Consider the following 26,022-nt stretch of genomic DNA (forward strand, 5'->3'; position numbering starts at 1 on the left):
CGGACGCCGCCGCATGTTGACCCTTGTCCTGGTGGTGATCCTGGCCGCGCTCGTCTTCGAGTTCATCAACGGCTTCCACGACACCGCCAACTCCATTGCCACCGTGGTCGCGACCAAGGTGCTCTCGCCCGGCTGGGCGGTGATGCTGGCCGCCTTCATGAACCTGATTGGTGCGCTGACCGGTACGGCCGTCGCATTGACGATCGCCTCCGGCCTGCTCAACACCAACGTCGTCGACGTCACCCCGCAGGTGATCCTGTGCGCCCTGCTGGGCGGCATCATCTGGAACCTGATCACCTGGTGGAAGGGGCTGCCGTCGTCGTCCTCGCACGCCCTGATCGGTGGCCTCTGCGGCGCCGGCCTGGCCGCTGCCCACAACAACTGGGACGCGCTGATCTGGTCCGAGCGCCTGGGCAGCTGGGCGCAGAACAAGGGCCTGCTGTGGAAGGTGTTCGTGCCGATGATCACCTCGCCGATCGCCGGCTTCCTGCTCGGCATCGTGGTGATGGTGCTGCTGTGGGGCCTGATTGCCGGCCTGGCCAAGATCGGTGGTGCCATCGGTCGTCTGGCCCGCCCGCGCATCGTCAACGCCTTCTTCGGCAAGGCGCAGATCGCCTCGGCGGCCTACATGGGCTTCGCCCACGGCCACAACGACGCGCAGAAGACCATGGGCATCATCGCCATGACACTGATCGGTGCCGAAGCCACCGGCGCACTGAACGACCTGCCGTCCTGGCTGGCCTTCATGCACCCGGATGCGCATGCCGGTGACGGCATCGCCATGTGGATCGTGCTGACCTGTGCGGTGGTAATGGCGGCCGGTACCGCCTCGGGCGGCTGGAAGATCATCAAGACCCTGGGCCACAAGATGGTCAAGCTGCATCCGATCCACGGCTTCGCCGCGGAGACCAGCTCGGCCACCATCCTGACCTTGGCCGCCCACTTCGGCATGCCGGTCTCGACCACGCACAGCATCTCCACCGCGATCATGGGCGTCGGCTTCGCCAAGAACCCGCGCTCGCTGAAGTTCGGCGTCATCGAACGCATCGTCTGGGCCTGGATTCTGACCATCCCGGCTGCCGGCGGCTGCGCGTACCTGATCCTGAAGCTGTTCGAACTGTTCGGCTGGACCTGATCGCCGCGCCAAGGTGCACACGAAAAAGCCCGCCGGATACCGGCGGGCTTTTTTCATGGGCAGAGAATTCTTCCGGACACATCGTGTCGACCAAGGTCGACACCTACCAGAGCAGAAACAGGGATCCGCCCCCGTGCCGACCAACGGTCGGCACCCACCAACAGCGCACGGAAACTGTCGAAGGCGGGGTGGGATGGGCAGGCGGGGGCGCAGAGCGCCATGGATGGCGCTCTACGAGGCACGCAGGAGCAGTTTTTGCCGTCCCCCGCCTGCCCATCCCACCCCGCCAACCCACGGAATGCCAGCTCTTGCTGTTGCAGTGGCAGTTGATCCCCAGCGGGTGCCGGGCCGCAGGCCCGGCCACCACCACCCTCAGTTGCGCTGGAACAACGCCTGCACATCCCTGCGGAACGCCGCCTGGCTGTCCGCCCGGCTGTAGAACATGTGCCCGCCCGGATAACTGCGCACCTGCACCCGGTCCGGATTGCTGCCCATCGCCGGCATCTGGTCCACCGTCAGGATCGAGCCCATGAACGGGCACGACAGATCATTCCAGCCATGCACGATCAGCACCTGCAGATGCGGATCGATCGCCACCGCCTGCCGCAGCTGGGTCACCGCGCCCTGGCGCAGCTCGCCGTTGCGGTCCCACAGCCGGTTCACGTCGTAGTTCAGCGCCTGGTAGCGTGCATCCACCTTCCAGCCGATCACGCGCGTCACGAAGTCGACCATCGCGGTGGTGGTCGGCGCAATGATGCTGTCCAGCAGCGGATCGTTGGCGCGCTGTTCTGGATCATTCGGGAACGGATCGAACGCGGTCACGTTGGAGTCGTAGCGGCTGCCCAGCGTGCCCTTGTCGCGGAACACCTCACGCAGATAGGCCTGCGTCTCCAGTCGGCCACCGGCGCGGCGCACGAACTGCGGGTCCAGCCCGGTCAGCTCGGTCACCCGGCGCAGCATCGCCTCGGTCGCCTGCGGATCGCTGCGGCCCTTCATCAGCGCAGTCGCGTAGTCGCCACGGGTGTAGTCCACCACGTCGCGCATCGCCGCATCGGTCAGTTTGCCCTGGCGCTCCAGGTGCGCTGCAGCGATCGACGGCAGCGTCTGCATCCACGCCATCGGCGAGACATCGGCGTTGTCTTCCAGGGTCGGGCTCAGGTAGGGCGACACCAGCACCAGGCCGTTCATTGCCACGCCCAGGCGGGTCTGCAGGAAGTGGGTGATGCGCGGGCCGCGGTAGCCGCCGTAGCTCTCGCCGGTCAGGTACTTGCGTGCACCCATGCGCTGGTTGCGCAGCAGCCAGTCGTAGATCGAGCGCGACAGGTATTCGATGTCGGCGCTGGGGTTGTACAGCTGCTTCTTCGCCTCGTCATCGCCGATGCGTGCACGGCTGAAGCCAGTGCCGACCGGGTCGATGAACACCAGGTCGGTGAAGTCCAGCCAGGTGCCGGGGTTGTCGTGCAGGGTGGCCGGCGCCGATGCGCTGTCACCCTCCGAACCAAAGGTGACCACCTTGGGCCCGATCGCGCCCATGTTGAGGTAGACCGACGATGCACCCGGGCCGCCATTGAGCGCGAAGGTCACCGGCCGGTCCTTGCCCGGCATCGTGTAGGCGGTGAACACCACGTCGGCGATCACCTTGCCCTTGGCATCGCGTACCGGCAGGGTGCCGACGGTGGCGGTGTAGTCCAGGGTGCGGCCGGCCAGGCGCATGCTCTGGCGGGCCGACGCATCGGCGGGCAGCGCGGGCGCTTCGGTCTTGTCGTCTTTCGGATCGGGCTTGGCCTCGGCGTCGGGCGCGGCCAGCACGCTGGCTGGGGCGATGAGCAGGCCGACGCAGAGCGCGGCAGTGTGCAGCAGGGACTTCATGGCACCGGATCGGCAGCGGAAGGGGGTTCCGATGCTAGGCCGGTGGAGGGCATGTCGTATGTGTCCAAAGGCATGGCCGCGCGTCGAGGCCGCCACTGGCCAGATTGGGTCAAGCGGGCAGGGGTGTACGCACGTCGTCGTCAGCCAGCAGGCCGTATACCGCCGAATCGGACAGTTCGCCCTGGATGCGCCAGCGCTGCCGCAGCACGCCCTCCAGGTGGAAGCCCAGCCGTTCAAGCACGTGTGCCGAGGGCCGGTTGCGCGGGTCGACTTCGGCTTCCACGCGATGCAGGCGCAGAGTCTGGAACAGGTAGTCCAGCAGATGCTGCAGCGCTTCGTGCATGTAGCCCTGGCCTTGCCTGTCGGGGGCCAGCAGGTAGCCGATCTCGGCACGAGCGGCATCGCGATCCAGGGCGAACACCACGCAGATGCCCAGCAACGGGCCATCCAGCGTTTCGCGCACGGCCAGCTTGAGCTGGGTGCCGGTGGCCTGTGCCGCCAGGTCATCGTCGATCTGCGCGCGCGCTTCGGCCGGTCGTGTCCACGCCGGGTGGTTCCAGAACCGCATCACGTCCGGATCGGACTGGATCGCGAACAGGGCGGCCGCATCGTCGCGGCGGATCGGGCTCAGGACCAGGCGCGCGCTGTGCAGCGGCAGGCCCGGGAACAGCAGCGAGTGGCTGGCCAATACGATGGTCCACACAGATGGACGCGCATTATGGCGCCGCCGGGTTTGCCGATGGGGGCGTAATGCCAAGGGCACATGAACCGGCATTACCGGGCGATGGGGCCAGAGCCGTTTCCCTGCAGGAAACGGATCCGGCCCCGCGTCGGGTCAGACTTCCAGCGAAGCCAGATCGCCCTTGCTCTCCAGCCAGCCCTTGCGGTCGGAGGCGCGCTTCTTGGCCAGCAGCATGTCCATCAGCGAACGGGTCTGCTCGCCGTCGTCCACGGTCAGCTGCACCAGGCGACGGGTGTCGGGGTGGATGGTGGATTCACGCAGCTGTGGCGGATTCATCTCGCCCAGGCCCTTGAAGCGGGTGACGTTGATCGCGCCCTTGATCTTCTCGCGTTCGATCTTGTCCAGCATCGAGCGCTTCTCTTCTTCGTCCAGGGCATAGAACACCTGCTTGCCCACATCGATGCGGAACAGCGGTGGCATCGCCACGAACACGTGGCCGGCATCGACCAGCGCCGGGAAGTGCTTGAGGAACAGCGCGGTGAGCAGGGTGGCAATGTGCAGGCCGTCCGAGTCCGCGTCGGCCAGGATGATGACCTTGCCGTAGCGCAGGCCAGCAATGTCGTCCTTGCCGGGGTCGCAGCCGATGGCCACGGCCAGGTTGTGCACTTCTTCCGACGCCAGCACGCTGTTGGAGGACACTTCCCAGGTGTTGAGGATCTTGCCGCGCAGCGGCAGGATCGCCTGGAAGTCCTTGTCACGCGCCTGCTTGGCGCTGCCGCCTGCCGAGTCACCCTCCACCAGGAACAGCTCGGTGCGCGACAGGTCCTGGCTGATGCAGTCGGCCAGCTTGCCGGGCAGGGCCGGGCCCTGGGTGACTTTCTTGCGGACGACCAGCTTTTCGGTCTTCAGGCGCGCGCTGGCGCGCTCGATGGCGATCTGCGCGATCTTCTCGCCCAGCTCCACGTTCTGGTTCAGCAGCAGGCTGAACGCATCGTGGGCGGCGCCTTCGATGAAGCCGGCGGCCTGGCGCGAGGACAGGCGTTCCTTGGTCTGGCCGCTGAACTGCGGGTCGGTCATCTTCAGCGACAGCACGAACGACACGCGGTCCCACACGTCTTCCGGGGCCAGCTTGACGCCACGCGGCAGCAGGTTGCGGAAGTCGCAGAACTCGCGCAGCGCCTCGGTCAGGCCGGTGCGCAGGCCGTTGACGTGGGTGCCGTGCTGGGCAGTGGGGATCAGGTTGACGTAGCTTTCCTGCACCAGTTCGCCTTCCGGCAGCCAGGCCACGGCCCAGTCCACGATCTCGGTGTCTTTCTTCAGGTTGCCGACGAACAGTTCGGCCGGCAGCATCTCGCGATCGCCCAGCTCCAGCTTCAGGTAATCGCGCAGGCCGTCTTCGTAGTACCAGGTATCGACTTCACCGGTGGCCTCGTCGGTCAGCTTCACGGTCAGGCCCGGGCAGAGCACGGCCTTGGCGCGCAGCAGGTGCTTGAGCGCGCGCACAGCGAACTTGGGCGTGTCGAAGTACTTCGGGTCCGGCCAGAAGCGCACGCGGGTACCGGTGTTCTTCTTGCCGACGCTGCCAACCACTTCCAGCGGGGTGGCGCGGTCGCCGTTGCGGAAAGTGATGCGGTGCTCGGCACCTTCGCGCTTGATGTGCACCTCGACCAGGGTCGACAGCGCATTGACCACGCTGACGCCGACGCCGTGCAGGCCGCCGGAGAAGGTGTAGTTGTTGTTGCTGAACTTGCCGCCGGCATGCAGGCGGGTGAGGATCAGCTCGACGCCCGGGATCTTCTCTTCCGGGTGGATGTCCACCGGCATGCCGCGGCCGTCATCGCTGACCTCCACGCTGCCGTCCTTGTACAGGGTGATCTCGATCGAGCGGGCGTGGCCAGCGAGGGCCTCGTCCACCGAGTTGTCGATCACTTCCTGCGCCAGGTGGTTCGGGCGCGCGGTGTCGGTATACATGCCGGGACGGCGCTTGACCGGGTCAAGGCCGGACAGGACTTCAATATCGGCGGCGTTATAACGGGCGTTCATCTGTCTTCGAAAGCTTGGAGCGACGGGCAAGTGTGGGGTCTGGCACGGGATTTTGCACGCCTGCGGTTCAGTCTCGGCGACGCAGAGGGGGTAAAATGGCAGCTGCTGGAATCTGAACACCGGCGACCCCCGTTGGGTCGAAACATCCAAGCCATACCGCGAGGAGGACCTCATGAAGAAGTTGCTGACCATTGCGATCCTGGCCGCTGCCGCCGTTGCAGTGCCGCTGGTGGTGGCGCAGAACGCCGGCCAGCCGGCCCCGCAGCAGGGTGACCAGGCCGACAAGGCGCAGGCCGAGGCCGATGCCAAGGCCAAGCGTCGGGCCCAGGCCAATGCCGAAATGAAGGCGCAGGGCCAGCCGGCCCCGCAGCAGGAAGAGGAAGAGGAAGCGCGCAAGAAGCGCTGATCCCGCCCCCTGCCAGGCGCCCTTGCGACAAGGGTTGCGCTCCGGAACGCCCCGCTTTGCGGGGCGTTTCTCTTTTAGTGGCGTGCCATCTGCCTCTTGGGTTGGCGGCCATCAATCTGTAAACTATGGCTTTCCGGGAGTAAGTGCGTGTCCACCATTTGCGAATGGGCTGGAGCGGCCAAGCGTGGCTTCCAGCATGGCGGGTCGCAGGTGACGGTCGATTTGACCGGCACGGTCGCCCCGACCTCGCACGGTGGTCCCCGTCCGGCGCCTGCCGTCGCACGGATCCGCACCTCCCTCGCTGCCACAGCGAACCGGAAAACCCCCTCTGAGCACCATGCCTGCCCTCCGGGCGCGCGTGGTGCTGCCGTTTTCCATTTCCAGACAGGATGCTTGCAGCCATGACTCCCTTGATTTTCGTAACCGGCGGCGTGGTGTCCTCGCTCGGCAAAGGCATTGCCGCCGCGTCGCTGGCCGCCATTCTCGAAGCCCGTGGCCTGAAGGTCACGATGATGAAGCTCGACCCGTACATCAACGTCGACCCCGGCACCATGAGCCCGTTCCAGCACGGTGAGGTCTACGTCACCGACGACGGCGCCGAGACCGACCTCGACCTGGGCCACTACGAGCGCTTCGTGCGCACCCGCCTGAGCCGCAAGAACTCGGTCACCACCGGTCGTATCTACGAGAACGTGATCCGCAAGGAACGCCGCGGCGACTACCTGGGTGCGACCGTGCAGGTCATTCCGCACATCACCGACGAGATCCGCCGCTGCATCGACGAAGCCACCGAAGGCTACGACGTGGCGCTGGTGGAGATCGGCGGTACTGTCGGCGACATCGAGTCGCTGCCGTTCCTGGAAGCGATCCGCCAGGTGCGCACCGAGCGTGGCCCGGAGAAGGCACTGTTCATGCACCTCACCCTGGTGCCGTACATCGGCGCCGCCGGTGAGCTGAAGACCAAGCCGACCCAGCACTCGGTGAAGGAACTGCGCTCGATCGGCATCCAGCCGGACGTGCTGCTGTGCCGTTCGGAACAGGCTGTGCCGGATTCGGAGCGCCGCAAGATCGCCCAGTTCACCAACGTTTCCGAGCGCGCGGTGATCAGCGTGCCGGACGTGGACGTCCTGTACCGCATTCCGTCGGGCCTGCATGCGCAGGGCCTGGACGAGATCGTGGTCAACCAGCTGAAGCTGGCCGACAAGGTCGGTCCGGTCGATCTGTCGATGTGGGAAGACGCGGTCGATGCGACCCTGCATCCGCTGGACGAAGTGACCATCGCCGTGGTCGGCAAGTACGTCGACCACCAGGATGCCTACAAGTCGGTCGGCGAAGCGCTCAAGCACGGCGGCCTGCGCCAGCGCACCAAGGTCAACCTGAAGTGGCTGGAAGCACAGGACCTGGAAGGCACCGACATGGCCGCACTGGCCGATGTCGACGGCATCCTGGTGCCGGGCGGCTTCGGTGACCGTGGTTTCGAAGGCAAGGTGCTGACCTCGAAGTTCGCCCGCGAGCAGCACGTGCCGTACTTCGGCATCTGCTACGGCATGCAGGCGGCCGTCGTCGATTACGCCCGCAACGTGGTCGGCCTGGAAGGTGCCAACAGCACCGAGAACGACCGCCAGTCGCCGAACCCGGTGATCGGCCTGATCACCGAATGGCGCACGGCAACCGGCGACGTCGAAAAGCGTGATGACAAGAGCGACCTCGGTGGCACCATGCGCCTGGGCCTGCAGGAACAGCGCCTGAAGCCGGGCACGCTGGCCCGTGAGCTGTACGGCAAGGACGTGGTTGCCGAGCGCCACCGCCACCGCTACGAGTTCAACAACCGCTACCGCACCCAGCTGGAAGATGCGGGCCTGGTGATCGCCGGCAAGTCGATGGACGACACCCTGGTGGAAGTGGTGGAGCTGCCGCGCGATGCGCACCCGTGGTTCCTGGCCTGCCAGGCGCACCCGGAATTCCTGTCCACGCCGCGTGACGGCCACCCGCTGTTCATCGGTTTCATCCGTGCCGCACGCGAGCGCAAGGCCGGCGGCAAGCTGCTGCAGGAAGCCCGCGCCTGACTTGTGATGGGGGCCGCCGGCCCCCATCTTGCACGCTTCAACCCCCAGCGCACCGGCCCGGCCGGTGCCGAGGACAACAAGGAAACGCCATGAAACTGTGTGGATTCGAGGTCGGGCTGGACCAGCCCCTGTTCCTGATCGCCGGCCCCTGCGTGATCGAGTCGATGCAGCTGCAGCTCGATACCGCCGGCAAGTTGAAGGAAGTCACCGACAAGCTCGGCGTCAACTTCATCTTCAAGTCCAGCTTCGACAAGGCCAACCGCACTTCGGGCACCGCATTCCGCGGCCCGGGCATGGAAGAGGGCCTGAAGGTCCTGGCCGAGGTCAAGAAGCAGATCGGCGTGCCGGTGCTGACCGATGTCCACGAATACACTCCGATGGACGAAGTGGCCTCGGTGGTGGACGTGCTGCAGACCCCGGCGTTCCTGGTCCGCCAGACCGACTTCATCCGCAAGGTGTGCTCGGCCGGCAAGCCGGTCAACATCAAGAAGGGCCAGTTCCTGGCACCGTGGGACATGAAGCCGGTCGTGGAGAAGGCCAAGGCCACCGGCAATGAGCAGATCATGGTCTGCGAACGCGGTGCCAGCTTCGGCTACAACAACCTGGTCAGCGACATGCGTTCGCTGGCGGTGATGCGCGATACCGGTTGCCCGGTGGTGTTCGACGCCACCCATTCGGTGCAGCTGCCGGGTGGGCAGGGCACCAGTTCCGGTGGCCAGCGTGAGCACGTGCCGGTGCTGGCCCGTGCCGCCGTGGCGGTGGGCATCTCCGGCCTGTTCGCCGAGACCCATCCGGACCCGTCCAAGGCGCTGTCCGATGGCCCCAATGCGTGGCCGCTGGACCAGATGGAAGCGCTGCTCGAGACCCTGATGGAACTCGATGCGGTGACCAAGAAGCACGGCTTCTCGCGCTTCGCGTGAGTCGTGACCCGCGGGGGGCGCTGGAAGCCCAGCGTCACCGCCGGCACTGGAAACGGTGGCCCTGGGGCCTGATCGCACTGGGTCTGGCCGTGCTGTTCACCGTGGGCATGTTCGGGCTGGTACTGATCGGCGCTGCGTCGGTGCGGCCCCCCGGTGATGGCAGCAGTGCGCTCGATCTGCGGGCGTACTTCATTGCGCTGCTGGTGGCGGAGCTGCTCGGTGCGGTGGGATGCGTCGCTGCCGCTGTGCTGGCTTGGCGGCTGAATCGCGGCAAGGTCACGGCTGGCCTGGCGATCATCCTGCTCTCGCTGTGGCTGGGCGCCCTGTTCTACGGATTGCTTTGATGAATACGACCACATCGGCGCGTGGCTGGCCCTGGGGCCTGATCGCCCTGGGGCTGTCCGTGTTGACCTGGATCGCCCTGGTGGTGGGCGTGCTGGCCTTCACGTCCGGTTTCCGGCCGCCGGGGGATGGAAACAACGGCGTGCAGGCCACGCAGTGGTGGCTGCTGGGCGCGCTGGTCACGATGGTGCTGTCCTTCCTGGGCAGCCCGGTGGCGATGGTGCTGGCCTGGCGACGGCGGCGTGGCCCCATCCTGGCAGCGATTGCCGGTGCATTGCTGGTGATGCTGGTGTCGATGATCCTGATCGTGATCGGGTCCAGTTGGGGCTGAAGCCGCCCACGCCATTTGGCAAGTGGCGGGCAGCCGGGGATAATCACGCGGCATTCGTTTTGTCGCCCCCTCTCCATACAGGTAACCGGCCCGACCATGAGTACGATCCGCAGCATCCACGCCCGTGAAATCCTCGACAGCCGTGGTAACCCCACGCTGGAAGCCGAAGTCATCCTGGAGGACGGTTCGTTCGGTCGTGCCGCGGTTCCCTCCGGCGCCTCGACCGGCACCAAGGAAGCGGTCGAGCTGCGTGACGGCGACAAGACCCGTTACCTGGGCAAGGGCGTGCGCAAGGCTGTCGACAACGTCAACACCACCATCGCCAATGCGCTGAAGGGCTTCGAAGCCACCGACCAGGCCGGCCTCGACCGTCGCCTGATCGACCTCGACGGCACCGAGAACAAAGGCCGCCTGGGTGCCAACGCGCTGCTGGGTGTTTCGATGGCCGCCGCGCACGCCGCCGCTGCATCGAACAAGCAGGCGCTGTGGCAGTACCTTGCCGCCAAGACCGGCGTGACCCCGTCGCTGCCGGTGCCGATGATGAACATCATCAACGGCGGCGCGCACGCCGACAACAACGTCGACTTCCAGGAGTTCATGGTGCTGCCGGTCGGCTTCACTTCGTTCTCCGAAGCGCTGCGCGCGGGCACCGAAATCTTCCATTCGCTGAAGTCGGTGCTGAAGGGCCACGGCCTGAGCACGGCGGTCGGCGACGAAGGCGGCTTCGCACCGGACTTCCGCAGCAACGTCGAAGCACTCGACACCATCCTCGAAGCGATCGGCAAGGCTGGCTACACCGCCGGTGAAGACGTGCTGCTGGGCCTGGACGTGGCCTCCAGCGAATTCTTCGAAAACGGCAAGTACAACCTGGTCGGCGAGAACAAGCGCCTGACCTCCGAGCAGTTCGTCGACTTCCTCGCCGACTGGGCCGCGCAGTACCCGATCATCACGATTGAAGATGGCCTGGCCGAGAACGACTGGGCCGGCTGGAAGCTGCTGACCGACCGCATCGGCAAGAAGGTGCAGCTGGTGGGCGACGACCTGTTCGTGACCAACCCGAAGATCTTCCAGGAAGGCATCGACTCTGGCACCGCCAACGCGATCCTGATCAAGGTCAACCAGATCGGCACGCTCAGCGAAACCCTGGAAGCGATCGCGATGGCCGACCGCGCCGGCTATGCCGCCGTCGTCTCGCACCGTTCGGGCGAAACCGAAGACACCACCATTGCCGATATCTCGGTGGCCACCACCGCCACCCAGATCAAGACCGGCTCGCTGTGCCGCAGCGATCGCGTGGCCAAGTACAACCAGCTGCTGCGCATCGAGGAAGCCCTCGGCGCCGGCGCGCGTTACGCCGGTCGTGACGCGTTCGTTTCGCTGAAGCGCTGAGCCGATGCGCGACTGGCGCTGGATGCTGCTGGTGCTGGCCCTGCTGCTGGGCTGGCTGCAGTACCGCTTCTGGTTCGGTCCTGGCAACTCGGGTGAAGTGATGATGCTCGAAGCCCAGGTCGCCAACCAGGAGCGGGACAATGAGGGTCTGCAGCAGCGCAACGACGCGCTCGCTGCCGAAGTGAAGGACCTCAAGGAAGGCCAGTCCGCCATCGAGGAACGCGCGCGCAGCGAGCTGGGCATGATCAAGCCCGGCGAGAAGTTCTACCGCGTGGTCGAGGATGCGCCGGTCCACCCGGCGCAGCCTGCTGCCGGCGTCACTGCCCAGGCGGGCGAACACCCGGCAGACGTGCCATGAGCGCGGCGATCTGGGTCGTTGTTCCGGCCGCCGGCCGTGGCACCCGCTTCGGTGCGCCGCTGCCCAAGCAGTACCTGCAGGCGGGCGGGCAGATCCTGCTCGCCCACACGCTGGACGCGCTGCTGGCGCACCCCGCCGTGGCCGGAGCGATGGTGGTGATCGGCCAGGACGACGCCGACTGGCCGGGCTGGAATGAGTGGTCGGGCAAGCCGGTGCTGACCTGCATCGGCGGCGCGACCCGTGCCGCCTCGGTGCTGGCCGGGCTGCAGGCGCTGCCGGACTCGGTGCGCGCCGACGAATTCGTGCTGGTCCACGATGCCGCGCGACCGAACCTGTCGCTGGCCGATCTCGGTCGTCTGCTTGAAGTCGGTCGTGCCGACCCGGTCGGGGCGATCCTGGCTGCGCCGGTGCGCGACACCCTCAAGCGCGCTGGCGACGACGGCGGCATCGATGGCACCGAGCCACGCGAGCGCCTGTGGCGCGCACTGACGCCGCAGCTGTTCCGCCGCCACCAGCTCAGCCGCGCGCTGTCTGACGCTGCGGCCGCCGGTGTTGACGTCACCGACGAGGCCATGGCCATGGAACGTCAGGGTCAGCGCCCGCTGCTGGTGGAAGGCAGCGAGGACAACTTCAAGGTCACCACCCCGGCCGATCTGGACCGGTTCGAATTCGTACTTTCCCGCCGCGCCGGCTGACCGTCCGCGCGGCCCTGTTGCAAGGGTTGCATCCATGAGCACCGCACCGTTCCCGCCCGTCCGCATCGGCCAGGGCTACGACGTCCATGCCTTCGGTGAAGGCGATCACATCATGCTCGGCGGCGTGAACGTGCCGCACAGCTGCGGCGTGCTCGCGCACAGCGATGGCGACGTGATCCTGCACGCCCTGTGCGATGCGATGCTCGGCGCGCTGGCGCTGGGCGATATCGGCCAGCATTTTCCGCCGAGCGACGACCGCTGGAAGGGCGCCGACAGCAGTGATTTCGTTCGCCATTGCGACAGCCTGCTGCGCGAGCGTGGCTGGCGCGTCGGCAACACCGACATCACCGTGATCTGCGAGCGGCCGAAGGTCGGCCCGCATGCGCTGGCGATGCGTGAGCGCATCGGTGGGTTGCTGCAGTTGCCGCTGGATGCAGTCAGCGTCAAGGCCACCACGTCTGAGAAGCTGGGCTTCACCGGTCGTGGCGAAGGCATCGCCGCACAGGCGGTGGTACTGCTGGTGGCGGCATGATTCCGCTGCCGTTGGCGTTTGGTGCACCGTTGCTGACGGCGCGCATCCGCACCACGCCGGACGATTTCCAGGTTGACGAACTGCCGGCCTTCGAGGCGACCGGTGAAGGCGAACACCTGCTGCTGCACATCCGCAAGCGCGGTGCCAACACCGTGCATGTGGCCAAGCTGCTGGCCAAGTGGGCAGGCCTGCCGGAAATGGCGGTGAGCTACGCCGGCATGAAGGATCGCCATGCGGTCACCACCCAGCGTTTCAGCGTGCACCTGCCCAAGCGCATCGCGCCGGACTTGGCCGAGCTGGCCAGTGACGAGATCGAAGTGCTCGAAGCCACTTGGCACAACCGCAAGCTGCAGCGTGGCGCACTGGCCGGCAACCGCTTCAAGCTGGTGCTGCGCGAGGTGCAGGGTGATGCCACGGCGATCAGCGAGCGTCTGCAGCAGATTGCCGAGCGCGGCCTGCCGAACTGGTTCGGCGAACAGCGCTTTGGCCGCGACGGCGGCAACGTGCCGGCGGCACTGGCGATGTTCGGTGGCCGCCGCATGCGCAAGGACCAGCGTTCGCTGCTGCTCTCTGCAGCCCGCTCGGCGCTGTTCAACCGCGTGCTGGCCGCGCGCGTGGAGCAGGGCAACTGGGATCAGCCGCTCGATGGCGAAGTGTGGATGCTCGATGGCAGCCGCAGCGTGTTCGGCCCCGAGCCGTACACCGACGTGCTGGCCGAGCGACTGGCGCGTTTCGACATCCATCCCAGCGCGCCGCTGTGGGGCGAGGGTGAACTGCGCAGCACCGAAACGGCACATGCGCTGGAGCTGGCCGCGCTGGACGACGAGGAGTCAAAGGCACTGCGGGCCGGCCTGGAAGACGCGCGGCTGAAGCAGGAGCGCCGCGCGTTGCGCCTGCGCCCGGCGCTGCTGCAGCACCAGTGGCTGGCCGACGACGTGCTGGAACTGTCGTTCGCGCTGCCGCCGGGCTGCTACGCCACCGCCGTGCTGCACGAGCTCGGCCCGGTCGAAGACGCCTCTCAGGCCTGACAGGAAAAGGGGACGGAGGGAATTAAGTCGTTTGTGGCACAAACGACTTAATTCCCTCCGTCCCCTTTTTCATCTGCGCGCCAGCAGCACCAGCATCGCGCCGGTACCGCCTTGTCCGGTCGGTGCCGAGTGAAATGCCAGCACGTCGTTGCGCAGCCGCAGCAGGCGATCGACCAGGTTCTTCAGCACCGGCGCACCGCCATCAGACTGCAATCCCTTGCCATGGATGATGCGCACGCAGCCATAGTCGTGTGCATGTGCCTCCAGCAGGAACTGGCGCAACAGCGTCTCGGCCTGCGCAGCGGTGGCGCCGTGCAGGTCCAGCTCGTCCTGCACCGAGTACTGGCCACGCTTGAGGCGCTGGAACAGGCGTGGTGGCAGATTGTCTCGGCGATAGCTGGCTACGTCACCGGCTTCCAGCGGCGTACTGTCGCGCAGTAGCCGAGCGAATTCGCCGGCGGCTTCGGCCTCGTCACGTTCGGCCATGCGCGCGCGCGGCTTCGGCCGGGGCGCGGCAGGCGCCGGCTCGGCGTCCTTGCGCAGTGGCGTCACTTCGCCGATGGCCGCACGGAACAATGCGGCCGGATCTTCGTCATCAGGGTGCGACATGCGCACAGGGTAAACCGCCGGCGCAGGTCTGCCTATGACGGTTCGATGTCGGTCATGACCGCCGACAGGGTAGGACCGGCGGCTCGCATGCGGCACAATAGACGATGCCCTTGCAGGGTCGACGGCTTCCGCAGGGGAGTACGGCGGTCCCGCCCACACTGCACGGTGACGGAATCGAATTCTTGGAAAATCAAGCGGTTAAATCGAAGATGCGAATCCTGGTCAGTAACGACGATGGCGTCGACGCCGCAGGCATCCGGATGCTTGCTTCGGTGCTGCGCGAGGCCGGACACGAAGTCACGGTGGTCGCGCCCGACCGTGATCGCTCCGGCGCCAGCAATTCGCTGACCCTGGACCTGCCGATCCGCCTCAAGCGCATCGACCATTACACCGTCTCGGTGGCCGGCACTCCGACCGACTGCGTGCACCTGGCGCTGACCGGGCTGCTCGAGTTCGAACCGGACATTGTCGTGTCCGGCATCAACAATGCCGCCAACCTCGGCGATGACGTGATCTACTCCGGCACCGTCTCGGCGGCGATGGAAGGTCGCTTCCTCGGGCTGCCGGCGGTGGCGGTCTCGCTGGTTTCCCGCAACCACGATCCGAAACATTTCGAGACCGCCGCGCGCGCTGCGGTGGAGATCGTTGCCCGGCTCAAGGCCGATCCGTTGCCGGCTGACACCATCCTCAACGTCAACGTGCCTGATCTGCCGTGGAGCGAGGTCAAGGGCTTCGAGGTCACCCGCCTCGGCAACCGCCACCGCGCCGAAGGCTGCATCGCGCAGAAAGACCCGCGCGGCAACGAGGTGTACTGGATCGGCCCGGCCGGCCGTGAGCAGGATTCCGGCCCCGGTACCGACTTCCATGCGGTGCGCACCGGGCATATCTCGATCACCCCGATCCAGGTGGACCTGACCCGCTACCAGGCACTGGAGAAAGTGGCCAGCTGGGTCGGCGGCCTCAGTGCCGCGCTGGACCAGCCGGCATGAGTCCACGCCTGCGCCTGCAACCGGAAGCCGTCGGTATCGGCATGACCTCGCAGCGTGTGCGTGACCGCCTGGTCGACCGCCTGCGCGAAGCCGGCATCGTCGACGAGCCGACCTTGAATGCGATCCGGGTGGTGCCGCGCCATCTGTTCATCGACGAGGCACTGGCCTCGCGCGCGTATGAAGACACTGCGCTGCCGATCGGCCACGGCCAGACCATCTCGCAGCCCTGGGTGGTCGCGCGGATGACCGAGGCGGTCCTCCAGGTCGCACCGAAACGGGTGCTGGAAGTCGGCACCGGTTCCGGTTACCAGGCCGCCATCCTCGGTGCGCTGGGCCTGGAGGTCTACACCGTGGAGCGCATCGGCGATCTGCTGCGACAGGCCCGCAAGCGCTTCCGTGCGCTGGGAATGAACATCCGCACCAAGCATGACGACGGTCGCGTCGGCTGGGCCGAGCACGGTCCGTTCGATGCCATCGTGGTCACTGCGGCGGCGCCGGCACTGGTCGACGCCCTGATCGAGCAACTGGCCGAGGGCGGCCGCCTGGTGGCGCCGGTCGGTGGCCCCGGGGCGCAGTCGCTGGTACAGCTGGACCGCAAGGCCGACGGCAGCATCGAACAACACGTGCTGGCGCCGGTCACGTTCGTGCCGCTGCTGTCTGGCATGCTCGACTAATCCACGGAGCAGGGTTGCATGAAGATTTTCGGGCCGCTGTACGAGCGGGCGATGAAGTGGGCGGCGCACGAACGCGCGCCGACCTACCTGACGGTGTTGAGCTTCTTCGAGGCGATCATCTTCCCGGTGATGCCGGAGGTGATGCTGGCGCCGATGTGCGTGGCCCAGCCCAAGCGCGGTTGGTGGTTCGCCACCCTGAGCCTGGCCGGCTCGATGGTCGGCGCACTGGTTGGCTACGCGCTGGGTCATTACGCCTTCGAGGCGATCAAGCCGCTGTTCGAGGCGCTGGGTATGCTGCCGGCCATCGAGCAGGGCATCACCACCGTGCAGGCGAAGATGGCCGAGTCGCCGTGGGCAGTGTTCACCTTCCTGGTGCTGGGCGGATTCATGCCCATCCCGATGAAGGTCTTCACGTGGGCATCGGGTATCGTCGGTGTACCGATGCCGCAGTACCTGTTGAGCATGCTGATCGGTCGTGGCAAGCGCGTGTTCGTGCTGGCTGCGGTCATCCGTATCGGTGGTGCGCGTGCTGAAGCGGCACTGCGTCGCTGGATTGAACCGCTGGGCTGGATCGCCACCGCGCTGGTGGTGGTGCTGATCGCCTGGCTTGTATGGAGGTCGAAGTTCGCATGAGTCCTGATCGTCTGAGCAAGGGAGTGCGCATCGGCGCGCTGGCGTTGCTGGTTTCCACCCTGGCCGCCTGCGGCACCGCCACCGTGGTTCGTCCTGGTGGTGGCAGCACCGGTGGCGGTGTGACCACGCCGAAGACCTCGGTACCCAAGCCGGGGCAGACCGTGGTGGTGCGCAAGGGCGACACCATCTATGCGCTGGCCCGCATCCATGACATCACCCCGGCCGACCTGATTGCCTGGAACAGCCTGGACAACCCCTCGACGATCTATCCGGGGCAGGTGATCCGGCTGTATCCGGCCGGTGCCAGCGGCGGCCGCGCGCCCACCACGGTGGTCACCCCGCCGCGTTCCGGTGGCAGCAGTGGCGGCAGCACCACGCCGGCCCCGGCGCCGGTCGGTCCGGTGAAGAGCAACATCGCCTGGCGCTGGCCGGCTGATGGCGCCATCGTTGGCCGTTACGTGGCTGGTGATGCGACCAAGCAGGGCGTCGACATCGCCGGCACCAGCGGCCAGGCGGTCAAGGCCACCGCCAACGGCGTGGTGGTGTATTCCGGCGCCGGCCTGGTGGGCTACGGCGAGCTGATCATCATCAAGCACAGCGACCAGTGGCTGTCGGCCTATGGCCACAACCGCAAGCGCCTGGTGAATGAAGGGCAGAGCGTGAAGGCCGGTGAGCAGATCGCCGAAATGGGCCGTACCGGTGCGAACCGCGACATGGTCCACTTCGAGATTCGCTACAACGGCAAGCCGGTCGACCCGCAGCAGTACCTGCCGGCACGCTGATCGTCAGATGCGATAGCGCCGGGCCATGCCCGGCGTTCCTGACCTGTAGAGTCGAGCCATGCTCGACCCGGGTACCGCAGAGTGGTCATTTGCGATCTTGTGTGTCGCAGGCTCACCTTCACGGCGGACGGGATACCCGGCATTCTTGATCGGTCCCAGTCGATCCGGTGCCCCATGCTCCGTCCTGCTTCCACTCTCGCGTTGCTCATCGTCGCGCCGCTGGCCTCCGCAGCCAGCGATCCGCGCGACGTGGTCACCCGTCTTTACGCGGCCGTCCAGGCGCCGGCTTCGGACGAAGCGACCATTCCGCCGTTGCTGGGCGATGCGCTGCGCTCAGCCATCGATGCGCAGCGCGCTTACGAGCGGACCTGTGCGGTGCTGGCCGCGCATGACGAGAAGCCGCACATGCTGGACCAGAGCCCGTATCTCATGGCGCCGGATCGGCCGGAAACGGTAAAGGTGGGGCTGCCCGCGACGAGCGGCGATGGCAGTTGGGTACCCGTCGAAATGGCGGTGGGCGACTATCGCTGGACCGACCGTGTCCTGCTGCAAAGGCAGGGCCAGGACTGGAAGGTCATGGACATCCGCTGGGGCCAGAGCGGCAACCTGATCGGGCGGCTGAAGCAGTTCTCGGCCTTCCGCTGCACCGCTTCTGGCGGCTAGCGCCGGGGCGCGCCCGACGCCTCGACTCAGCCTTCCAGAATGAAAGCGGCCGCGACCTTGCGGCCTTCGCCCGCCAGGATGTTGAAGGTGCGCGCGGCGGCCGGATTGTTCATCACTTCCAGGCCGATGCCGCGTGACAGGCAGGCAGCCATCACCACTGCCGGCGGGAATACCTGGCGGTCACCCGTGCCGAGCACGATCAGCGCCGGGTTCAGCGCCAGGATCGGCTCCAGGTCAGCCAGCTGCAGCGCGGTGGCGCTCACTACCGGCCATTGCGTGACCAGCTGGTCCGGGGTCAGGAAGAAACTGCTGCCCAGCACCTGGTCGTTGACCCGGGCCGAACGGCCGTCGGCGGCGCGCAGGCTGTAGGCGTAATCGGGCGGTTCGTGGTTCAGCTGCATGGCAGTAAGGCGATCAGCCGCGCGGCAGCACGATCTGGCGCTGTTCCTTGCTCGGGCGGTACAGCACGGCGACGTGGCCGATGCGCTGTACCAACGCGCTCTCGGTGGCTTCGACGATCTCGCCGATCATCACGTCACGGGCGTCGCGGTCTTCGGCAGCGACCTTCACCTTGACCAGCTCGTGGCGCTCCAGCACTTCGTTCAGCTCAGCGATGAAGGCCGGGGTCACGCCCTTGCCGCCGGTCTGCAGCAGGGCCTTCAGGCCGTGGGCTTGGCCGCGCAGGAAACGGGTCTGGGAAGCGGTCAGGGCGATGGACATGCAGGAAAACACGGTTGAATGGGGCGATCAGGGTATCATGAGGACCCCATCAGCCCCTATTTTCAATGGCTACCCGCAGCAAAAGCAGCCAGCGCTGGCTCAAGGAACACTTCTCCGACCCCTTCGTGAAGAAGGCCCAGGCCGAAGGCATGCGCTCGCGCGCGGCCTACAAGCTCGAAGAGCTGCTGGAACGTGACCGGTTGCTGAAGCCGCACATGGTGGTGGTCGACCTCGGCGCGGCCCCGGGCGGCTGGTCTCAGCAGGTTCGGAGACAGATCGGCGATACCGGCCGCGTGCTGGCACTGGATATCCTGGACATGCCGCCGCTGGCCGGCGTGGAGTTCCTTCATGGTGACTTCAGGGAAGAAGCCGTTCTATCGCAGTTTGAAGCCATGCTCGGGGATCAGCCGGTAGACCTTGTGCTGTCGGACATGGCCCCCAATAAGAGTGGTGTAGGCGCGGTCGACCAGCCGCGGATGATGCACCTGGCGGAGCTGGCCCTGGATTTTGCCGACAACCACCTGAAGACCGGTGGGGCATTCCTGATCAAGCTGTTCCAGGGCGAGGGCTTTGACGACTACGTGCGCGATATGCGCCGCCGGTACGACAAGGTCTCCATCCGCAAGCCGGAAGCCTCGCGCAAGCGCTCTCCCGAGGTGTATGCCTTGGGTCAGGGAAAACGCGCCCACATGAAGTAAGCTCGCAACGTACGCAAGTTCGACCCCAACGCAACGCCAGCACTGAGAGGAACACCGGAGCCAATGAGGATGAACGACTTGACCAAGAACCTCCTGCTATGGGTGGTCGTCGCCGTCGTGCTGATGGTGGTCTTCCAGAGCTTCTCGCCGAAGTCCTCCGGGGCCGGCGCGCAGGGCGCGTCGTACTCGCAGTTCCTGGACCAGGTGGACAGCGGCAACGTGCAGAAGGTCGCCTTTGGCGGCGACATGCGCGGCGGCACCAGCCAGCTGACCTACACCACCCGCGGTGGGCAGTCGTCCACCATCACCGCACCGTTCGATCGTGACCTGATCAACGTGCTGCGTACCAAGAACGTGGAGATCGTGCAGGAGGAGCCGTCCAGCGGCATTTCCCTCGGCGCGATCCTGATGAATTTCCTGCCGGTCATCCTGATCATCGGCTTCTGGTTGTTCATCATGCGCCAGATGCAGGGCGGTGGCGGCGGTGCCAAGGGCGCGATGTCCTTCGGCAAGTCGCGCGCCAAGCTGCAGGGCGAAGACCAGATCAAGGTCACCTTCGCCGACGTCGCTGGCTGCGACGAGGCCAAGGAAGAAGTGGGCGAGCTGGTCGACTTCCTGCGCGACCCGTCCAAGTTCACCAAGCTGGGCGGCAAGATTCCGCGCGGCGTGCTGATGGTCGGCCCGCCGGGTACCGGCAAGACGCTGCTGGCCAAGGCCATCGCGGGCGAAGCCAAGGTGCCGTTCTTCTCGATCTCCGGTTCGGACTTCGTGGAAATGTTCGTCGGCGTCGGCGCCAGCCGCGTGCGCGACATGTTCGAGCAGGCCAAGAAGCACGCCCCCTGCATCATCTTCATCGACGAAATCGACGCCGTCGGTCGTCACCGTGGCGCCGGCCTGGGCGGCGGTCATGACGAGCGCGAGCAGACCCTGAACCAGCTGCTGGTCGAAATGGACGGTTTTGAAGGTGGCGAAGGCGTGATCGTGATCGCTGCGACCAACCGTCCGGACGTGCTGGATCCGGCGCTGCTGCGCCCGGGCCGTTTTGATCGCCAGGTCGTGGTCGGCCTGCCGGACGTGAAGGGTCGCGAGCACATCCTGAAGGTGCACATGCGCAAGCTGCCGCTGGCCGACGACGTCGAGCCGATGGTGATCGCGCGTGGTACCCCGGGCTTCTCCGGCGCCGACCTGGCCAACCTCTGCAACGAGGCTGCCCTGTTCGCCGCGCGTGGCAACGAGAAGGAGGTCCGCATGGACCACTTCGACCGTGCCCGCGACAAGATCCTGATGGGTGCCGAGCGCCGCTCGATGGCCATGAGCGAGGAGGAGAAGACCCTCACCGCCTACCACGAAGCCGGCCACGCCATCGTCGGCCGCCTGGTGCCCGAGCATGACCCGGTCTACAAGGTCACCATCATTCCGCGCGGCCGTGCGCTGGGTGTGACCATGTACCTGCCGGAAGGCGACAAGTACTCGATGAACCGAGTGGCGATCAAGTCGCAGCTGTGCTCGCTGTACGGTGGCCGCGTGGCCGAAGAGCTGATCTTCGGTGCCGACAAGGTCACCACCGGCGCCTCCAACGACATCGAGCGCGCCACCAAGATGGCCCGCAACATGGTCACCAAGTGGGGCCTGTCCGACCAGCTCGGCCCGATCGCCTATGGCGAAGAGGACGACGAGGTGTTCCTGGGCCGTTCGGTCACCCAGCACAAGAGCGTGTCCAACGACACCGCGCGCCGCATCGACGAGGAAGTGCGCAACATCCTCGACGAGGCTTACGCACGCACCACCGAGCTGATGACGGCCAACCTGGACAAGCTGCACGCGATGTCCCAGTTGCTGCTGCAGTACGAGACCATCGACGCGCCGCAGATCGACGCCATCATGGAAGGCCGCGATCCGCCGCCGCCGGCCGGTTGGAACAAGTCGAACAAGGATGGTGGCAACGACAAGGGCGGCGACGCCCGTCCGCTGCCGCCGATCGCAGGCCCGGCAGAATCGCACTGACGGCCCGCTGCACGTGACACCAGACGAGGCCGGGGCAACCCGGCTTCGTCGTTTCCGGGCCACTGGCCCATCCCGAAGAACTGATCTGACGCTGGAGCCCGCATGTCCGCCCCGAAGCCCGAACCGATTTCCCACACCGCCGAAATGGTGATCGCCACCGTGGTCGGCGTGGGTGTGGGCCTGGGGGCCGACAACCTGCTGCTGGGCTGCGTGGTGGGTATCGGGGTCGGCATCGTGCTGAGCATCGCCAAGACCCTGTACGTGGACCGCAAGCGCCGCCGCCGTTGAGGGGTGTCGGCAGGGCTGCGCCCTGCACCCGTGGTAGTGCCGGCCGCTGGCCGGCAACCTCAACAGCAACAGCGAGTTTCTGGGGATGGCGGGGCGGTGTGGGTTGGCAGGACACGCCGTAAACCCGTCCTTGGGGGCTCGATGGCGCCATCCATGGCGCCAACGGTCCTGCCAACCTACACCGCCCCACCCCTGACAATTTCCTGCTGCTGTTGGTAGGTGTCGACCTTGGTCGACACGATAGATCCACGTCATGCGTGGATGAATCTTCATCGAAATTGAATATCTCGATATCTGTGAGATCTGAGCCGAGCATGGCTCGGCTCTACAGAAATGCCGACAGATCGCAGAAATCTGTCGAAGGCGGGGTGGGTCCGGTTGCGGGGGCGTGAGCCGCATGGATGCGGCGACCGAGCTTACATGGACGTACTTGCAGCGTCTCCCGCAACCGGACCCACCCCGCCATCCCTCAGTAAACCCGCTGTTGCTCCGGCTCTTGCTGTAGCTCTGGCCTCTGCGGGTGCAGGGCGCCGCCCTGCCGAACTAAACTACCCGCCGTTGTCCCTGCAGGATTGCCCATGTTCGATACCTCGCCCCAGCTCGATTGCGCCGGCCGCATCCTGCGCCTCGACCGTGCCCGGGTCATGGGCATCGTCAACGTCACCCCGGATTCGTTCTCCGATGGCGGCGCGCACGACACCACCGAGGCCGCGGTCGCACATGGCCTGAAGCTGGTCGAGGAGGGCGCGGACCTGCTCGATATCGGCGGCGAATCCACCCGTCCGGGCGCCGCCCCGGTATCGGTCGATGACGAGCTGCGCCGGGTGATTCCGGTGATCGAGCAGCTGGCCGCCCGTACCCAGGTGCCGATCAGCATCGATACCTTCAAGCCGGAGGTGATGCGTGCGGCGGTGGCCGCTGGCGCCGGCATGATCAACGACATCTACGGCCTGCGCCAGGAGGGGGCGCTGGACGCCGCCGCTGTAGCCGGCGTGCCGGTGGTGCTGATGCACATGCGGGGTGAGCCGGGCCACATGCAGGCCGATCCACACTACGACGATGTGGTCGCCGAGGTGCATGGCTTCCTGGTGCAGCGCCTGTTCGCTGCCGAGATGGCCGGCATTGCGAAGAAGAACCTGCTGGTCGATCTCGGTTTCGGCTTCGGCAAGACCACCGCCCACAACATGACCCTGCTGGCGCGCTCCGAGCGCTTCCTGGAACTGGGCGTGCCGATGCTGGCCGGCTTGTCGCGCAAGCGCAGCCTGGGGGAACTGACCGGCCGCGACACGCCGTCCGAACGCGTGGCCGCATCGGTGGCCGCGCACCTGATTGCGGTGCAGCGTGGTGCGCGCATCGTGCGCGTGCATGACGTAGCCGCCACTGTGGATGCGCTGAAGATCTGGCAGGCGGTCGAGGCGGTGCCGACGCCACGCGCTGACGCCACGCCGACGATCCGCTGGCCGGACGAAGACTGATGGGCATCGACCGGCGGCCGCTGGCGATCGCCGTGATGGGGCCGACCGCCAGTGGCAAGACCGCCACCGCGATCGCCCTGGCGAAGCAGCTGGATGGCGAGATCGTCAGCGTCGATTCGGCGCTGGTGTACCGCCACCTGGACATCGGCTCGGCCAAGCCGGATGCGGCCGAGCGCGCGCAGGCCCCCCACCATCTGCTGGACCTGCGCGATCCCTGGCAGACCTACTCGGCAGCCGAATTCGCCGCCGATGCCGGCCGGGTCGTGGCCGACATCGTGGCACGCGGCAAGATGCCGATCCTGGCCGGTGGCACTGGCCTGTACTTCCGCGCCCTGTTGCAGGGCCTGTCGCCGATGCCGGAGGCCGATCCGGCGACGCGCGAAGCACTCAGCGCCGAGGCGGCCGAGCGTGGCTGGACGGCACTGCACGCAGAGCTGGCCAAGGTCGATCCGGCGGCGGCCGCACGCATTCATGCCACCGACCTGCAGCGCATCCAGCGGGCGCTGGAGGTCTATCGCCTGACCGGCACCCCCATCACTGAATGGCAGCGCCGGCCGGGCGTGGCGCCGTTGCCGGTGCGCACCCTCAAGCTGATCCTGGCGCCGCGTGACCGCGCGGTGCTGCACCAGCGCATCGAGGCACGCTTCGACGCCATGCTGGCGCAGGGCTTCCTCGACGAGGTGCGAGCGTTGCGCGCGATGCCGGAAATGGCTGCCGTGGAGGCGCCGCTGGACCTGCCGGCAGTGCGCGCGGTCGGCTATCGCCAGGCCTGGGAGTACCTGGACGGGGAGGGCGATGCTGCCCGCTTCCGTGACAAGGCGATCTTCGCCACCCGCCAACTGGCCAAGCGCCAGCTGACCTGGCTGCGCGGCGAGCTTGATGCGCGCTGGTTCGACCCCCATATCGACCACGAGCGCCTGGCCGGCGCGGTGTCGACCTTCGTCGCACGCTGAACCCCCGCCAGCCGTGTAACATCATCGGTCGGCGGGCGGCTCGGGGGCCGTGGCAACCGTCGGCAACCCAATAAGAACAATAATCAGGAGTGTGCAATGTCCAAGGGGCAATCGCTGCAGGATCCTTTCTTGAACGCACTGCGGCGCGAACGCGTGCCGGTTTCGGTGTACCTGGTGAACGGCATCAAGCTGCAGGGCACGATCGAGTCGTTCGACCAGTTCGTGGTCCTGCTGCGCAACACGGTCAGTCAGATGGTCTACAAGCACGCCATTTCCACGGTCGTTCCGGCACGCAACGTGAAGGTCGGTCCGGGTGGCGGTTACGTGCAGTCGGGTGAAGGTGGTCAGGCAGGTGATGAAGCAGACGAGTAATACCGGAGCGGTGAATGTTTGACCGCTCGAAAAAGGGTGAACACGCCCTGTTGATCCAGCCCCATTTCGGCAAGCTGGAAGACGATGTGCTGGAAGAATTCGGTGATCTGGCCCGCTCGGCTGGGGCCAGCATCGCCGCGACGATCACCGCGCGCCTGGATCGTCCGAATCCGTCGACCCTGATCGGCAGCGGCAAGCTGGACGAGATCAAGGCCGCGGCCGATGCCAGCGGTGCCGACCTGATCCTGGTCAACCATGCGTTGAGCCCGGGCCAGGAGCGCAACCTGGAACGTTTCCTCGAGCGCCGGGTGATCGACCGTACCGGCCTGATCCTGGACATCTTCGCCCAGCGTGCGCACAGCCACGAGGGCAAGCTGCAGGTCGAGCTGGCACAGCTGCGTCACCTGGCCACGCGGCTGGTGCGCGGCTGGACCCACCTGGAGCGCCAGCGCGGTGGTTCGATCGGCCTGCGTGGCCCGGGTGAAACCCAGCTGGAAACCGACCGCCGCCTGCTGCAGAAGCGGGTCGAGCAGCTGCAGAAGCGGCTGGAAAAGGTCGAGGTGCAGCGCACCCAGATGCGCCGTGCGCGCGTGCGCAGCGAGCTGCCGCGTGTCGCCCTGGTGGGCTACACCAACGCCGGCAAGTCGACCCTGTTCAACGCCATGACCGGCGCCGAGGCCTACGCCGCCGACCAGCTGTTTGCCACGCTGGACCCGACCGTGCGCCGCATCGCGGTGCCGGGCGGCAACGTGGTGCTGGCCGACACCGTCGGCTTCGTCCGTGATCTGCCGCATGACCTGGTCGCTGCGTTTCGCTCGACCCTGTCCGAGGCGCGCGAGGCCGATTTCCTGCTGCATGTGGTCGACGCTGCCGATCCGCACCGCGAGGAGCGCATCGCCCAGGTGGACGAGGTGCTGACCGCGGTCGGTGCCGGTGACCTGCCGCAGCTGCTGGTGTTCAACAAGATCGACCGGATCGAGGGCGCCGACGTCCGCCACGATGGCCAGGACGGTATCCCCGATGAGTCGCGTCGCGAGCGGGTGTGGATTTCCGCGCGTGACGGGCAGGGCCTGGAGCTGCTGCAGAGCGTGCTGGGCAAGCGCCTTGGCCTGCAGCACGTGACCGGTGAGCTGCGCCTGCCGCCGGATGCCGGCCGCCTGCGTGCGCGCCTGCACCAGCTGGAAGTGATCCGCAGCGAGCAGGCCGACGAAGACGGCTGGCTGCTGCAGGTCGACCTGCCGATTGCCGAAGCCGAAAAACTGGCTGCCAGTGCCGACGGCGCGCCGATCCGGGCGCTGCTGCCGGAGAAACTGCCGGAGTGGTGAGGTAGCGGCCCATGCCCGGTAGTGCCGGCCGCTGGCCGGCA

At 66.7% G+C, this 26,022-nt stretch carries 29 protein-coding genes; 23 read left to right on the forward strand and 6 right to left on the reverse strand.

Annotated features, from left to right (window positions below; translation table 11 throughout):
• Positions 1-13: 13 nt before the first annotated feature.
• Positions 14-1,135, forward strand: a complete 1,122-nt coding sequence (locus ACZK3J_RS08105; RefSeq protein WP_006431323.1) for an inorganic phosphate transporter — start codon at positions 14-16, stop codon at positions 1,133-1,135.
• Positions 1,136-1,507: 372 nt separating this feature from the next.
• Here the strand turns inward: ACZK3J_RS08105 and ACZK3J_RS08110 are convergent, their stop codons facing one another.
• The 3 genes from ACZK3J_RS08110 to parE all read right to left on the reverse strand — a co-directional run bounded on the left by ACZK3J_RS08110 (position 1,508) and on the right by parE (position 5,729).
• Positions 1,508-3,004, reverse strand: coding sequence for a S10 family peptidase (locus tag ACZK3J_RS08110; RefSeq protein ID WP_277779304.1), 1,497 nt, complete (start codon positions 3,002-3,004; stop codon positions 1,508-1,510).
• Positions 3,005-3,113: 109 nt separating this feature from the next.
• The gene (locus tag ACZK3J_RS08115) at positions 3,114-3,692 is read right to left on the reverse strand and encodes a GNAT family N-acetyltransferase (RefSeq protein WP_049421510.1); all 579 of its coding nucleotides are present in this window, start codon (positions 3,690-3,692) and stop codon (positions 3,114-3,116) included.
• 147 nt (positions 3,693-3,839) lie between these two features.
• The gene (gene parE, locus ACZK3J_RS08120; protein WP_019338185.1) at positions 3,840-5,729 is read right to left on the reverse strand and encodes a DNA topoisomerase IV subunit B; all 1,890 of its coding nucleotides are present in this window, start codon (positions 5,727-5,729) and stop codon (positions 3,840-3,842) included.
• A gap of 172 nt (positions 5,730-5,901) precedes the next feature.
• Here parE and ACZK3J_RS08125 point away from each other — a divergent pair, with 172 nt between their 5' ends.
• The 10 genes from ACZK3J_RS08125 (at position 5,902) to truD (ending at position 13,796) form a co-directional block, all read left to right on the forward strand.
• Entirely contained in the window at positions 5,902-6,135 is a 234-nt protein-coding gene (locus tag ACZK3J_RS08125) for a hypothetical protein (protein ID WP_005416022.1), read from the forward strand.
• Positions 6,136-6,536: 401 nt separating this feature from the next.
• Positions 6,537-8,201: a CTP synthase gene (locus tag ACZK3J_RS08130; RefSeq protein ID WP_032130113.1), complete on the forward strand. Its 1,665-nt coding sequence runs from the start codon at positions 6,537-6,539 to the stop codon at positions 8,199-8,201.
• A gap of 89 nt (positions 8,202-8,290) precedes the next feature.
• Entirely contained in the window at positions 8,291-9,121 is an 831-nt protein-coding gene (kdsA, locus tag ACZK3J_RS08135) for a 3-deoxy-8-phosphooctulonate synthase (RefSeq protein ID WP_014036736.1), read from the forward strand.
• Positions 9,118-9,465: a hypothetical protein gene (locus ACZK3J_RS08140; RefSeq protein ID WP_049462712.1), complete on the forward strand. Its 348-nt coding sequence runs from the start codon at positions 9,118-9,120 to the stop codon at positions 9,463-9,465. Before kdsA ends, ACZK3J_RS08140 begins: the two co-directional genes overlap by 4 nt.
• Complete coding sequence (locus ACZK3J_RS08145; protein WP_049400376.1) at positions 9,465-9,794, forward strand: hypothetical protein; 330 nt, start codon at positions 9,465-9,467, stop codon at positions 9,792-9,794. Before ACZK3J_RS08140 ends, ACZK3J_RS08145 begins: the two co-directional genes overlap by 1 nt.
• A gap of 96 nt (positions 9,795-9,890) precedes the next feature.
• A complete protein-coding gene (gene eno / locus ACZK3J_RS08150; RefSeq protein ID WP_032130116.1) occupies positions 9,891-11,183 on the forward strand; it encodes a phosphopyruvate hydratase in 1,293 nt (430 codons plus the stop codon).
• A 4-nt stretch (positions 11,184-11,187) separates the two neighbouring features.
• A complete protein-coding gene (gene ftsB / locus ACZK3J_RS08155; RefSeq protein WP_032130117.1) occupies positions 11,188-11,541 on the forward strand; it encodes a cell division protein FtsB in 354 nt (117 codons plus the stop codon).
• Entirely contained in the window at positions 11,538-12,236 is a 699-nt protein-coding gene (gene ispD / locus ACZK3J_RS08160) for a 2-C-methyl-D-erythritol 4-phosphate cytidylyltransferase (RefSeq protein WP_049462713.1), read from the forward strand. Before ftsB ends, ispD begins: the two co-directional genes overlap by 4 nt.
• 34 nt (positions 12,237-12,270) lie before the next feature.
• A complete protein-coding gene (ispF, locus tag ACZK3J_RS08165) occupies positions 12,271-12,768 on the forward strand; it encodes a 2-C-methyl-D-erythritol 2,4-cyclodiphosphate synthase (RefSeq protein ID WP_005409005.1) in 498 nt (165 codons plus the stop codon).
• Complete coding sequence (gene truD / locus ACZK3J_RS08170; RefSeq protein ID WP_478476741.1) at positions 12,765-13,796, forward strand: tRNA pseudouridine(13) synthase TruD; 1,032 nt, start codon at positions 12,765-12,767, stop codon at positions 13,794-13,796. The genes ispF and truD overlap by 4 nt, the downstream gene beginning before the upstream one ends.
• Positions 13,797-13,865: 69 nt before the next feature.
• Here the strand turns inward: truD and ACZK3J_RS08175 are convergent, their stop codons facing one another.
• Entirely contained in the window at positions 13,866-14,405 is a 540-nt protein-coding gene (locus tag ACZK3J_RS08175) for a Smr/MutS family protein (RefSeq protein ID WP_180860893.1), read from the reverse strand.
• 209 nt (positions 14,406-14,614) lie between these two features.
• Between ACZK3J_RS08175 and surE the strand changes: the two genes are divergently transcribed.
• From surE to ACZK3J_RS08200, 5 genes are all read left to right on the forward strand, one after another.
• Complete coding sequence (gene surE / locus ACZK3J_RS08180) at positions 14,615-15,394, forward strand: 5'/3'-nucleotidase SurE (protein ID WP_049462715.1); 780 nt, start codon at positions 14,615-14,617, stop codon at positions 15,392-15,394.
• Positions 15,391-16,068: a protein-L-isoaspartate(D-aspartate) O-methyltransferase gene (locus ACZK3J_RS08185; protein WP_010485977.1), complete on the forward strand. Its 678-nt coding sequence runs from the start codon at positions 15,391-15,393 to the stop codon at positions 16,066-16,068. Before surE ends, ACZK3J_RS08185 begins: the two co-directional genes overlap by 4 nt.
• Before the next feature lie 18 nt (positions 16,069-16,086).
• Positions 16,087-16,701: a YqaA family protein gene (locus tag ACZK3J_RS08190; RefSeq protein WP_014036746.1), complete on the forward strand. Its 615-nt coding sequence runs from the start codon at positions 16,087-16,089 to the stop codon at positions 16,699-16,701.
• On the forward strand, positions 16,698-17,483 hold the full coding sequence (locus tag ACZK3J_RS08195; RefSeq protein WP_032130122.1) for a peptidoglycan DD-metalloendopeptidase family protein: 786 nt from the start codon (positions 16,698-16,700) through the stop codon (positions 17,481-17,483). Before ACZK3J_RS08190 ends, ACZK3J_RS08195 begins: the two co-directional genes overlap by 4 nt.
• Before the next feature lie 174 nt (positions 17,484-17,657).
• Positions 17,658-18,146: a YqhG/Tai3 family protein gene (locus ACZK3J_RS08200; protein ID WP_049462717.1), complete on the forward strand. Its 489-nt coding sequence runs from the start codon at positions 17,658-17,660 to the stop codon at positions 18,144-18,146.
• 26 nt (positions 18,147-18,172) lie between these two features.
• Here the strand turns inward: ACZK3J_RS08200 and ACZK3J_RS08205 are convergent, their stop codons facing one another.
• On the reverse strand, positions 18,173-18,547 hold the full coding sequence (locus tag ACZK3J_RS08205) for an Mth938-like domain-containing protein (RefSeq protein WP_478476743.1): 375 nt from the start codon (positions 18,545-18,547) through the stop codon (positions 18,173-18,175).
• 13 nt (positions 18,548-18,560) lie between these two features.
• Positions 18,561-18,866 (reverse strand): ribosome assembly RNA-binding protein YhbY, encoded by a 306-nt coding sequence (gene yhbY, locus ACZK3J_RS08210; RefSeq protein ID WP_478476744.1) that lies wholly within the window; start codon positions 18,864-18,866, stop codon positions 18,561-18,563.
• A gap of 65 nt (positions 18,867-18,931) precedes the next feature.
• Between yhbY and rlmE the strand changes: the two genes are divergently transcribed.
• The 7 genes from rlmE (at position 18,932) to hflX (ending at position 25,981) form a co-directional block, all read left to right on the forward strand.
• Positions 18,932-19,564: a 23S rRNA (uridine(2552)-2'-O)-methyltransferase RlmE gene (gene rlmE / locus ACZK3J_RS08215; protein WP_005409014.1), complete on the forward strand. Its 633-nt coding sequence runs from the start codon at positions 18,932-18,934 to the stop codon at positions 19,562-19,564.
• Positions 19,565-19,633: 69 nt separating this feature from the next.
• A complete protein-coding gene (gene ftsH, locus ACZK3J_RS08220) occupies positions 19,634-21,568 on the forward strand; it encodes an ATP-dependent zinc metalloprotease FtsH (protein WP_010485966.1) in 1,935 nt (644 codons plus the stop codon).
• Between the two features lie 102 nt (positions 21,569-21,670).
• Positions 21,671-21,856 carry a hypothetical protein gene (locus ACZK3J_RS08225; RefSeq protein WP_005409016.1) on the forward strand — a complete coding sequence of 62 codons (186 nt, stop codon included), beginning with the start codon at positions 21,671-21,673 and terminating at the stop codon, positions 21,854-21,856.
• 578 nt (positions 21,857-22,434) lie between these two features.
• Positions 22,435-23,331, forward strand: a complete 897-nt coding sequence (folP, locus tag ACZK3J_RS08230; RefSeq protein ID WP_049461273.1) for a dihydropteroate synthase — start codon at positions 22,435-22,437, stop codon at positions 23,329-23,331.
• A complete protein-coding gene (gene miaA, locus ACZK3J_RS08235) occupies positions 23,331-24,284 on the forward strand; it encodes a tRNA (adenosine(37)-N6)-dimethylallyltransferase MiaA (protein WP_478476746.1) in 954 nt (317 codons plus the stop codon). The genes folP and miaA overlap by 1 nt, the downstream gene beginning before the upstream one ends.
• Before the next feature lie 96 nt (positions 24,285-24,380).
• Positions 24,381-24,656, forward strand: coding sequence for an RNA chaperone Hfq (hfq, locus tag ACZK3J_RS08240; protein WP_004152891.1), 276 nt, complete (start codon positions 24,381-24,383; stop codon positions 24,654-24,656).
• Positions 24,657-24,670: 14 nt separating this feature from the next.
• Positions 24,671-25,981, forward strand: a complete 1,311-nt coding sequence (hflX, locus tag ACZK3J_RS08245) for a ribosome rescue GTPase HflX (RefSeq protein ID WP_004152892.1) — start codon at positions 24,671-24,673, stop codon at positions 25,979-25,981.
• Positions 25,982-26,022 lie beyond the last annotated feature (41 nt).

The sequence above is a fragment of the Stenotrophomonas sp. 86428_Sma genome, from assembly GCF_056481585.1.

Bases quoted from the DNA above. Each gene is read 5' to 3' on its own strand.
- hfq (WP_004152891.1), top strand. From the start codon at position 24,381: ATGTCCAAGGGGCAATCGCTGCAGGATCCTTTCTTGAACGCACTGCGG.
- ACZK3J_RS08200 (WP_049462717.1), top strand. From the start codon at position 17,658: ATGCTCCGTCCTGCTTCCACTCTCGCGTTGCTCATCGTCGCGCCGCTG.
- ACZK3J_RS08190 (WP_014036746.1), top strand. From the start codon at position 16,087: ATGAAGATTTTCGGGCCGCTGTACGAGCGGGCGATGAAGTGGGCGGCG.
- ftsH (WP_010485966.1), top strand. From the start codon at position 19,634: ATGAACGACTTGACCAAGAACCTCCTGCTATGGGTGGTCGTCGCCGTC.
- ACZK3J_RS08195 (WP_032130122.1), top strand. From the start codon at position 16,698: ATGAGTCCTGATCGTCTGAGCAAGGGAGTGCGCATCGGCGCGCTGGCG.
- yhbY (WP_478476744.1), bottom strand. From the start codon at position 18,866: ATGTCCATCGCCCTGACCGCTTCCCAGACCCGTTTCCTGCGCGGCCAA.
- hflX (WP_004152892.1), top strand. From the start codon at position 24,671: ATGTTTGACCGCTCGAAAAAGGGTGAACACGCCCTGTTGATCCAGCCC.
- rlmE (WP_005409014.1), top strand. From the start codon at position 18,932: ATGGCTACCCGCAGCAAAAGCAGCCAGCGCTGGCTCAAGGAACACTTC.
- ispF (WP_005409005.1), top strand. From the start codon at position 12,271: ATGAGCACCGCACCGTTCCCGCCCGTCCGCATCGGCCAGGGCTACGAC.
- miaA (WP_478476746.1), top strand. From the start codon at position 23,331: ATGGGCATCGACCGGCGGCCGCTGGCGATCGCCGTGATGGGGCCGACC.
- ACZK3J_RS08110 (WP_277779304.1), bottom strand. From the start codon at position 3,004: ATGAAGTCCCTGCTGCACACTGCCGCGCTCTGCGTCGGCCTGCTCATC.
- surE (WP_049462715.1), top strand. From the start codon at position 14,615: ATGCGAATCCTGGTCAGTAACGACGATGGCGTCGACGCCGCAGGCATC.
- ACZK3J_RS08185 (WP_010485977.1), top strand. From the start codon at position 15,391: ATGAGTCCACGCCTGCGCCTGCAACCGGAAGCCGTCGGTATCGGCATG.
- ACZK3J_RS08145 (WP_049400376.1), top strand. From the start codon at position 9,465: ATGAATACGACCACATCGGCGCGTGGCTGGCCCTGGGGCCTGATCGCC.
- truD (WP_478476741.1), top strand. From the start codon at position 12,765: ATGATTCCGCTGCCGTTGGCGTTTGGTGCACCGTTGCTGACGGCGCGC.
- kdsA (WP_014036736.1), top strand. From the start codon at position 8,291: ATGAAACTGTGTGGATTCGAGGTCGGGCTGGACCAGCCCCTGTTCCTG.
- ftsB (WP_032130117.1), top strand. From the start codon at position 11,188: ATGCGCGACTGGCGCTGGATGCTGCTGGTGCTGGCCCTGCTGCTGGGC.
- ACZK3J_RS08205 (WP_478476743.1), bottom strand. From the start codon at position 18,547: ATGCAGCTGAACCACGAACCGCCCGATTACGCCTACAGCCTGCGCGCC.
- folP (WP_049461273.1), top strand. From the start codon at position 22,435: ATGTTCGATACCTCGCCCCAGCTCGATTGCGCCGGCCGCATCCTGCGC.
- ACZK3J_RS08175 (WP_180860893.1), bottom strand. From the start codon at position 14,405: ATGTCGCACCCTGATGACGAAGATCCGGCCGCATTGTTCCGTGCGGCC.
- ACZK3J_RS08225 (WP_005409016.1), top strand. From the start codon at position 21,671: ATGTCCGCCCCGAAGCCCGAACCGATTTCCCACACCGCCGAAATGGTG.
- ACZK3J_RS08105 (WP_006431323.1), top strand. From the start codon at position 14: ATGTTGACCCTTGTCCTGGTGGTGATCCTGGCCGCGCTCGTCTTCGAG.
- ACZK3J_RS08125 (WP_005416022.1), top strand. From the start codon at position 5,902: ATGAAGAAGTTGCTGACCATTGCGATCCTGGCCGCTGCCGCCGTTGCA.
- eno (WP_032130116.1), top strand. From the start codon at position 9,891: ATGAGTACGATCCGCAGCATCCACGCCCGTGAAATCCTCGACAGCCGT.
- ispD (WP_049462713.1), top strand. From the start codon at position 11,538: ATGAGCGCGGCGATCTGGGTCGTTGTTCCGGCCGCCGGCCGTGGCACC.
- ACZK3J_RS08130 (WP_032130113.1), top strand. From the start codon at position 6,537: ATGACTCCCTTGATTTTCGTAACCGGCGGCGTGGTGTCCTCGCTCGGC.
- parE (WP_019338185.1), bottom strand. From the start codon at position 5,729: ATGAACGCCCGTTATAACGCCGCCGATATTGAAGTCCTGTCCGGCCTT.